Genomic DNA, 9,136 nt, shown 5'->3' on the forward strand with positions numbered 1-9,136 from the left:
CTCAAGCCGCCGAAATCATTGGAGTCCAAAGGAAATGCCTGGGGTCCACTTTGGGCAGGTCCTTGGAATGATTGGGAAATTCCCCAGCCCCTGCCGCTTGGCATGACCGTTGCTAGCCTTTGCCGCGTCGCGCCGTACTGGCGCGGGCGGTGGCCCCTGGTGAGGAGCGGGACTTGAAGCGGTGGCAGCGACAGACGGTGGGGATGGCCTGGGGGTTGGGGCTGTGCGTGGCTTCGCTGGCGTGTGCCCAGCAGCCGAAGGCGGGGACGGCGAAGGCCTCCGGGTTCTCCGCCGCGACGGTGGAGGAGAAGGCCCGCGCGCTGGCCGCGAAGCCGTACCAGGAGCCGCCCATTGGCGTGCCCCCGTCCTTCGAGAAGCTCACCTACGATCAGTACCGGGACATCCGCTTCCGCGACTCGGCGTCGCTGTGGCGTGAAGCGGGGTTGCCCTTCCGGGCGCAGTTCTTCCACCCCGGTTTTTATTACACCCGTCCGGTGGGCGTGAACGTGGTGGAGGGCGGCAAGGCGCGCCCCGTGCCCTTCTCCACGGAGCAGTTCACCTACGGCCCGCTGGTGGGAAATCCGCCCAAGGGCAAGGTGAACGGCTTCGCGGGCTTCCGCCTCAACGCGCCGCTCAACACGAAGGACTACTACGACGAGCTGGTGGTCTTCCTGGGCGCCAGCTACTTCCGCGCGCTGGGCAAGGGCAACCTGTACGGCCTGTCCGCGCGAGGGCTCGCCATCGACACGGCGCAGCCGGGGGGCGAGGAGTTCCCCACGTTCCGCGAGTTCTGGCTGGAGACGCCGGCGAAGGGCTCGGACACGGTGGTGGTGCACGCGCTGATGGACAGCCCCAGCGTCACGGGCGCGTACCGCTTCGCCATCCGCCCGGGTGAGCGGACCGTGATGGACGTGGAGTCCACGGTGTTCGCGCGCAAGGCGGTGCGCCAGCTGGGCGTGGCGCCGCTCACCAGCATGTTCCTCTTTGGAGAGAACGACCGGGGCGACTTCGACGACTTCCGCCCGGAGGTGCACGACTCCGACGGCATCTCCGTGTGGATGAAGAACGGCGAGAAGCTGTGGCGCCCCCTGAAGAACCCGAAGCAGATCCAGGTGAGCAGCTTCCACACGGACGGGCTGTCGGGCTTCGGCCTGTTGCAGCGCGACCAGGCCTTCAGCAGCTATGAGGATCTGGAGGCGCACTCCGAGCGCCGTCCGGGCGCCTGGGTGGAGCCGGTGGGTGACTGGGGCGCGGGCTCCGTGCGGCTCGTGGAGCTGCCCACCCGCGAGGAGATCCACGACAACATCGTGGCCTTCTGGGTGCCGGATGCACCGGTGCAGGCGGGTGCACACCTTCGCTTTTCCTACCGGCTGTCCTGGGGCTTCTCCCCCGAGGGCGTGAAGGCCGGAGGTTCCACCGTCGCGGCGACGCGTGTCGCGGCGGGCAGCAAGCCGGGGGCGCGCCGCTTCGTCCTCGATTTCACGAAGGCCAGCACGCAAGGCACGGGCCCGGTGGAGGCGGTCGTCACCGCTTCGCGCGGCCAGGTGCTGCACCCGCGCGCGGAGGTCCACGCCGTCACCGGTGGATTTCGCGCGGCCTTCGAGCTCATGCCCGACGGAGAAGGCCCCGTCGAGCTGCGCTGCTTCCTGAAACGCGGTTCCGAGACCCTCACCGAGACCTGGAGCTACCTGTGGATTCCGTGACCACGCACCCGTTCATCTCCTTCGCTCCGGCGATGCCCCAGGAGGCCCGCGCGGACACCCGCGCCGCGCTGGTGAGCTTCTTCCAGGACTTCGGCTTCACCGGCCGCAACGACCTGGAGAAGCTGGCGGGCTGGGTCCTGGGCACGCGTGACATGTCCCTGTCGCCGGAGGCCGCGCTGGCGCTCGCGCGGTGGCGGGTGGAGGGCTGGCTGGCGGAGGTGCTGGGGCCCGCGCACGTGGGGCCGTCGCTGATGGTGCGCGGCCGGGCCGCGTTCGTGCTGGTGGGCGGCGCGCGCTGGGGCGCGGACGTGCTGATGCGCGCTCCGTCCTCGCTGCCGGACGCGTGGCGCCGCGCGGTGTGTGAAGCAGTGCCCATGTCCGCCCCGGCGGAGGTGCCCTGCCAGATGCGCGAGCAGGTGCTCGTGCTCAATCCCTTCATGGACATGCTGCGCCGCTGGCTGCGTCCCGCCGCCGGCCAGGCGGGCGTGTCGCCGTCGCGCTAGGCGCGGCACCTCACACACAGCGAAGCCGCACGGGAGCCCGGAGTCCGCATGAACGCCCAACCCTACACTCCGGCCCTGGCGCGCCCGCGCCGCGTGATGGTGCTGGGCCTGGCGGCCCTGTCCACGGGGTTCGCCTGCGTGGAGATGCACCGGCTGCTCGCGGCCCACGGCACCACGGTGCCGGAGCTGTTCGTGCTGGGGCTGTTCGCGGTGTGCTTCGCGTGGATCGCCCTGTCGTTCTGGAGCGGCGTCGCGGGCTTCATCCAGCTGGTGGCGAACCAGCGGGTGCCGGGGCTGCGCTGGCCCACGGAAGAGGAGGCCGCCCGGCCGCTCACGCGCCGCACCGCGGTGGTGATGCCCGTCTACAACGAGGACCCGGCCGCCGTGTTCGCGCACGTGCAGGCGACGTATGAGTCCATCGCCGCGACGGGGCAGCTGGACGCGTTCGACTTCTACGTGCTGAGCGACTCCACGCGCGCGGAGTCGTGGGTGGCGGAGGAGCTGGCGTGGTCGGAGCTGTGCCGCCGGGTGGGCGGGCAGGGGCGCATCTTCTACCGCCGCCGCTCCGACAACACGGCCAAGAAGGCGGGCAACCTGGCGGAGTTCTGCGAGCGCTGGGGCCGCCGTTACGACTTCCTGCTGGTGCTGGACGCCGACAGCCTGATGGCGGGCGACAGCGTGGTGAAGATGGCCCGGCTGATGGAGCTGAACCCGGGCGCGGGCATCCTCCAGGTGCCGCCGCAGAACGTGGGGCGCTCCACGCTGTTCGCGCGGCTGCAGCAGTTCGCCGGCCGCGTGTACGGCCCCATCGTGGCCGCGGGCGCGGCGGCGTGGCAGCTGGGGGACTCCAACTACTGGGGCCACAACGCCATCCTGCGCATGGCGCCCTTCATCGAGCACTGCGGCCTGCCGGTGCTGCCGGGCCAGCAGCCGTTCGGTGGCCACATCCTCAGCCACGACTTCGTGGAGGCCGCGCTGATGCGCCGCGCTGGCTACACGGTGTGGCTGGTGCCGGAGCTGGGCGGCAGCTACGAGCAGCCGCCGCCGGACCTGCTCGCGTACGCGCAGCGCGACCGCCGTTGGTGCCAGGGCAACCTCCAGCACCTGGGGCTGGTGATGGCGGGCGGCCTGCACCCGATGAGCCGGCTGCACTTCCTCATGGGCGTGATGTCCTATGTGGCGTCGCCCCTGTGGCTCATCTTCCTGGTGGCGGGACTGTTCGCCGCGCTGCACGAGTGGTTCTTCGCGCCCGCGACGCTGCTGGAGTTCCAGTCCACGCTGCCGGGCGGAGACGCGTTCGACACGGTGGGCGCGCTGCGGCTGATGGCGCTGTCGCTGGCGCTCCTGTGGATCCCCCGGCTGATGGGCCTGGGCCTGCTGCTGGCGAACCGCGAGGAGGCCACGCGGATGGGCGGCCGCTTCAAGCTGGTGCTGAGCGTGATGCTGGAGGGCGTGGTGTCCACGCTGATGGCGCCGGTGATGATGCTCTTCCAGTCGCACTTCGTGTTCGGGACGCTGTTTGGCTACAAGGTGAACTGGTCCAGCCAGCAGCGCGAGGACACGGACCTGCCCTGGTCGGAGGCGCTGCGCCGGCACAAGTGGCACATGGTGATGGGCGGGGTGCTCGCGGCGCTGACGGTCGCGGTGGCGCCCGGGATGCTGGCGTGGCTGTCGCCGGTCATCGTCGGGCTGTGGCTGGCCCCGGCCATCTCCGCCTTCACCTCCCGCGCGTCGCTGGGCCTGTGGCTGCAGCGCAAGGGCCTGCTCCTCATCCCGGAGGAGGCCGAGCCGCCCACCGTGCTGGTGCGCGCGCAGGAGCTGGCGGAGGAGGGGCTGGAGCCGGTGGACGACGCGTTGGATCACGTGCTGACCGACCCTCGCGCGCACGCGCTGCACCTGGCGCTGCTGGAGTCCCACCCGGCGGCGAGCGTCCCCGCGGCGCTGGCCTCCGCCCGGCGCAAGCTGCTGGCGGGCGGGGTGGAGCCCCTGTCCCCGCAGGAGAAGTCCGCGGTGCTGCTGGACGCGCGCACGCTTTCGGAGCTGCGCGGCCGGCGGATGGGCGTGCAGGCCTGATCCCGGTTGCATGCTCCCGCTTCGCCCTGGATGCTCCGGGGCATGAAACGGGTCTCGTCCGCCGCCACGCTCGCGCTGTTCGTCTCCTCCGGGGTCTTCGCCGCGGAGGCTCCCGCATCCAAGCCCCAGGTGGGTGAAGACCGCTGGTGGAAGCACGTGGAGGTGCTCGCCAGTGACGCGATGGAGGGGCGCGACACGGGCAGCAAGGGCTACGCGACGGCCGCGGGCTACGTGTCCAAGGAGCTGGCCGCGCTGGGCGTGAAGCCGATGCTGAAGACGGGCTTCCTCCAGCCCATGGCGCTCCAGTCGCGCCGCCTCAACGAGTCGAAGTCCAGCGTCGCGCTGGTGAAGGACGGCAAGGCGCTGCCGCTGGTGCAGGGCGAGGACGTCGTGCTGTCCTCGCGGCAGGGCGACAACGGCACCGTGGAGGCGCCGCTGGTGTTCGTGGGCTACGGCCTGTCCATCCCCGAGCTGGGCCACGACGACTACGCGGGCCTGGACCTGAAGGGCAAGGTGGTGGTGCTGCTCCAGGGCGGGCCGGGCAACATCCCCGGGCCGGTGAAGTCGCACTTCTCCTCGTGGGAGGAGCGGCTGAAGGTGCTCAAGGCGGCGGGGGCCGTGGGCGTCGTGTACCTCCAGAACCCGAAGCTGCTGGAGCTGCCGTGGGAGCGCATGGTGGGCGCCAACAAGAACCCCACGGTGGTGTTCGCGGATCCGTCGCTCAACGAGTCGCGCGGGCTGAAGGTCGCGGTGGTGGCGAACGTGGCGCGGTCGCAGAAGTGGCTGGAGGGCGCGCCGCACACCTACGAGGAATTGGTGGCGCTGGCCAACGCGGACAAGCCGCTGCCGAAGTTCGACCTGCCGCTGCGCATGAAGGCGAAGCTGGCCTTCGACGTGAAGCCGCTCAAGTCCATGAACGTGGTGGGCGTGATGCCGGGCGTGGATCCGGTGCTCTCGAAGGAGTACGTGGTGCTCAGCGCGCACCTGGACCACGTGGGGGTGGGCGAGCCGGTGAAGGGGGACCGCATCTACAACGGCGCCATGGACAACGCGTCCGGCGTCGCGGCGGTGCTGGAGGTCGCGCGGCAGCTGCATGAGCAGAAGGACAAGCTGAAGCGCTCGGTGGTGTTCGCGCTGGTGACGGGGGAGGAGAAGGGGCTGCTCGGGTCGAAGTACTTCGCGTCCCGGCCGCCGGTGCCCATCACCTCCATCGTGGCGGACTTCAATCTGGACATGTTCATGCCCCACTGGCCATTCACCTCCGTGGTGGCGCACGGCAAGGACGAGTCCTCGCTCGCGGTGCCGCTGGCGGAGGTGGCGGCGAAGCTGGACGTGCAGGTGCTCCCGGATCCGGAGCCGGACCGCAACCTGTTCGTGCGCAGCGACCAGTACTCGTTCATCCGCGAGGGCGTGCCCGCGCTGTTCTTCAAGTTCGGCTACACGCCGGATTCGGAGGAGCAGAAGGTGTTCAAGCAGTGGCTGTCCGAGCGCTACCACGCGCCGTCGGATGACCTGTCGCAGCAGCCCGTGGACCACGCGGGCGCCGCGCGCTTCATCACCTTCCTGACCGCGCTGACGAACGCGGTGGCGGATGCTCCCGGCCGGCCATACTGGAACGACGACAGCTTCTTCCGCCGCTTCGCGAAGCCGGCTCCGAAGTCGGCTCCGGTGACGGCTCCGGCCCCGTGAGCCGCGGCGCCTTCACGCATCCAGGTGCGGTTCGTTGACGCCGGGGCGGGCCTCCAGGAAGCGGAGCGCGCAGCGGATGTCGGACGACGCGGTCTCGCGCGGGGCGTTCCGGGCCGCTTCGATGCGGCGGCGGGCGGAGGCCCTGGCGTCGTTGCCCTCGGCGCTTCGCGGGGGCGCGGCGTCGGCTTCGGCCAGGTCGAGCGCGGCGCGCAGCAGGTCCACGAGTTGGAAGAGGGCGGGGTCCTCGCGCAGCTCGGGGGCGCCGTCCAGGCCGGCGAAGCCTTCCCTCGCGGCGCGCAGGTCACCGCAGGCGGCCTCCAGCGCGGCCCGGTGCGCGATGAAGCGCAGGGCCTGCCAGCGGGACGCGCGGCCCAGGATGGTGACCGCCTCCGTCAGCGCCGCGCGTGCCTGCTTCCAGTCACCCCGGGCGAGCGAGGCGCGGCCCCATTCGCCCAGCGCCGTGCCTTCCAGCAGCCGCTGCCCCAACAGCCGTGACAGGCGCACCGCGGACTCCAGGTGTTCGCAGGCCTCCGCGATGCCGCCCGCGTCCATCAGGTAGCAGCCCAGGTTGATGCTCGCGAGCGCCTGCCCCGCGCGGTCCTCCACGCTCAGCGCGCGGCCCAGCGCCTCGCCCAGGAGCATCACGGCTTCGCCGGTGTCGCCCGCCTCGCCGATGGCGACCGCGCAGTTGGTGAGGAAGCCCACCTCGAACGTCACGTCGCCCACCTCGCGGAACAGCGCCAGCGACGCGCGCAGGTGGGGGATGGCCGCCTCTGGCCCGCGGCGCACCTGTTCGACGAGGCCCAGGTTGCCCACCGCGTAGGCCTCCAGCCAGCGGTCGCTTCCGGAGGGCAGCGCCTGCGCGTCGCGCATCAGCGTCCACGCGGCGGCCCCGTCCCCGGCGTGACGGGCGACGATGGACAGGTCCACGAGCACGCGCTTCTCCGACGCCGTCTCGCCCAGCGTGTGGAAGACGACGCGCGCCTCCTCCAGGGCCTGGCGCGCATACTCCGCCTGTCCCGCGTCCATGTACGCGCGGCCCAGCACCGCGAGCGCCCCCGCGCGCTTCAGCGGCGCCACGGCGACGTGGATCGAGGACTCCAGCGCCCGCTCCAGCCGCTCCACGAGCAGCCCCACCGGTCCACGCGTGCGCGCATCCGGCTCCAGCGCCACCAGCGTCTCCAGCGCCCGGCCCAGGGACTCGGCGGTCGCGGGACGGACGGCCATCGCGTTGTCGCACGCGGCCAGCAGGTTCTCACGCTCCAGGGCCAGCCGCCGCAGCGCCGTCGCGCCGCCCGTCTTCTGCACGCGCTCCCGCAGCCGGCCCGCGACCTGGAGGTACGTGTCCGCGTGCCGGGCCTCGCACGCCGCCTCGTCTCCCATCTCGCGCAGCCGCAGCGCCGCGTACTCGCGGATGCTCTCGTACAACCCCAGGCGCAGGAAGCCGCCGGGGGCCCCCACCTCGCGCGCGCACAGGAGCGATTGGGAGCGCAGCGAGTGCACCACCTCCAGCACGTCCGGCGAGCCCTCCGGCAGCACCAGCACGGCTTCGGCGGCCTCCAGCGTGAAGCCGCCCCGGAACACCGAGCACTGCGCCAGCGCGGCGCGCTCGGCGGGCTCCAGCAGGTTCCAGGACCAGTCGATGGCGCCCCGCAGCGTCGCCTGTCGCGCGGGCGCGTCCCGCCGTCCCACGCGCAGCAGGTCGAAGCGCTTCGACAGCCGCTCGCGCAGCTGCTCCACGCCCAGCACGCTCACTCGCGCCGCGGCCAGCTCGATGGCCAGCGCGATGCCGTCCAGCTGCCGCACGATGTCCGCGACGCGCGGGGTGTCCGCGTCCGTCAGCATGAAGTCGCCGCGCGTCTCCCGGGCGCGCTGCACGAACAGGCGCACCGCGTCCGAGCGCAGGAGGACGTCCCAGCGCGTCTCGTCCGGATCCGGCAGGCCCAGCGGGGCCAGGTCCAGCACGCGCTCTCCGGGAAGGCGCAGGGCTTCTCGCGTGGTGACGAGGAAGCGGGCGCACGGCGCCAGCACGCGCCAGCGCCCCAGCGTCGCGGGCACGTGCCGCACCACCTGCTCCACGTTGTCCAGGATGACCAGCACGTCGCCACACCCCGCGAGCGCGTGCCCCAGCCGCTCCGCGGGCGTGCTGCCGTCTCCGTCCGCGGTGAGCGGCACGCCCAGGGCCCGTCCCACCGCGTGGCAGAGGTCGCCCTCCGTCAGCGCCTCCTCCAGGTCGCACCGCCAGACGCCGCCCTCCCAGGTGCCCGCGTCCGACTCCAGCGCGCCGAAGTGCGTGGCCAGCCGCGTCTTGCCCATGCCTCCCGGGCCCAGGATGCTGATCAGCCGCGCGCCCTCCGACACCCACTGGCGCAGGGTGTCCAGCTCCTCCGCGCGCCCCACCAGGTCCTGCCGCAGCGTGGGCACGTTGCCGGGCCGCTCGCGCGGGGCGCGCAGGGGGCCGAAGCGTCGGTGCGCGAGCGACGCGGGCAGCAGCTCCACCAGCGCCACGCTGTCGCTCACGCCGCGCAGGCGGAAGGACCCCAGCGAGCGCGCGAGGGGCATCCCCAGCGCCGCCAGCTCCGGCTGGATGCGGGCCCACGCCGCGCCGCTCACCAGCACCTGTCCGCCATGTCCCGCGTCCGCGACCCGCGCCGCGATGTTCACCGGCGGCCCCAGGTAGTCCAGCCGGTGCGTGGCCGGATCCAGGCGGCAGTCGGGCTCGCCCACGTGCACGCCCATGCGCACGCGCAGCCCCCGGTGGCTCAGCCCCTCCGGCGCGTGCTCCTCCGCCGCGTCCGGCTCCTCGAGCAGCGCCTCCGGCCAGCTCGCGTGCAGCAGCGCTTCCTGCGCGCGCAGGCACCAGTGCGCCGCCTCCACCGGCGACGCGAACGCGACCATGAAGGCATCGCCCTGGGACTTCACCTCGTAGCCGGCAGTGCCCAGCAGCAGCGCGCGCAGCACGCCGTCATGCAGCTCCAGCGCGTCGCGCATGGACTGGCCACAGCGCTCCCACAGCCGCGTGGACCCCTGGATGTCGGTGAAGACGAGCGCCACCGAGCCGGTGGGCGGCAGGTGCCGGGCGGGCGGCGGAGCACATGCGGAGGCGCCTTCGTCGGCCGGGGGCGCGACGACCGTGAGTCTTCGGAAGGGCTCTCCCATCTCCCGCTC

Annotated in this window: 5 protein-coding genes; 4 read left to right on the plus strand and 1 reads right to left on the minus strand. The window is 72.3% G+C overall.

Translation table 11 applies throughout. The features are described 5' to 3' along the window. Positions 1-203: 203 nt before the first annotated feature. From D7W82_RS36320 to D7W82_RS36335, 4 genes are read left to right on the plus strand one after another with little or no spacing between them, the layout of a single operon-like run. Positions 204-1,703: a glucan biosynthesis protein gene (locus tag D7W82_RS36320; RefSeq protein WP_370451124.1), complete on the plus strand. Its 1,500-nt coding sequence runs from the start codon at positions 204-206 to the stop codon at positions 1,701-1,703. Next, positions 1,691-2,206: a hypothetical protein gene (locus D7W82_RS36325; RefSeq protein ID WP_120622681.1), complete on the plus strand. Its 516-nt coding sequence runs from the start codon at positions 1,691-1,693 to the stop codon at positions 2,204-2,206. Before D7W82_RS36320 ends, D7W82_RS36325 begins: the two co-directional genes overlap by 13 nt. Positions 2,207-2,254: 48 nt before the next feature. After that, positions 2,255-4,279 carry a glucans biosynthesis glucosyltransferase MdoH gene (mdoH, locus tag D7W82_RS36330; RefSeq protein WP_120622682.1) on the plus strand — a complete coding sequence of 675 codons (2,025 nt, stop codon included), beginning with the start codon at positions 2,255-2,257 and terminating at the stop codon, positions 4,277-4,279. Positions 4,280-4,321: 42 nt separating this feature from the next. Further along, entirely contained in the window at positions 4,322-5,968 is a 1,647-nt protein-coding gene (locus tag D7W82_RS36335; protein WP_120622683.1) for a M28 family metallopeptidase, read from the plus strand. A gap of 12 nt (positions 5,969-5,980) precedes the next feature. Here D7W82_RS36335 and D7W82_RS36340 read toward each other — a convergent pair. Next, positions 5,981-9,136 (minus strand): adenylate/guanylate cyclase domain-containing protein (locus D7W82_RS36340; RefSeq protein WP_370451123.1); only part of this gene is annotated, 3,156 nt, incomplete at its 5' end.

The organism is Corallococcus sp. CA049B (assembly GCF_003611685.1).
Classification (GTDB): Bacteria; Myxococcota; Myxococcia; order Myxococcales; family Myxococcaceae; genus Corallococcus; species Corallococcus coralloides.

Bases quoted from the DNA above. Each gene is read 5' to 3' on its own strand.
- D7W82_RS36320 (WP_370451124.1), top strand. From the start codon at position 204: ATGGCCTGGGGGTTGGGGCTGTGCGTGGCTTCGCTGGCGTGTGCCCAG.
- mdoH (WP_120622682.1), top strand. From the start codon at position 2,255: ATGAACGCCCAACCCTACACTCCGGCCCTGGCGCGCCCGCGCCGCGTG.
- D7W82_RS36335 (WP_120622683.1), top strand. From the start codon at position 4,322: ATGAAACGGGTCTCGTCCGCCGCCACGCTCGCGCTGTTCGTCTCCTCC.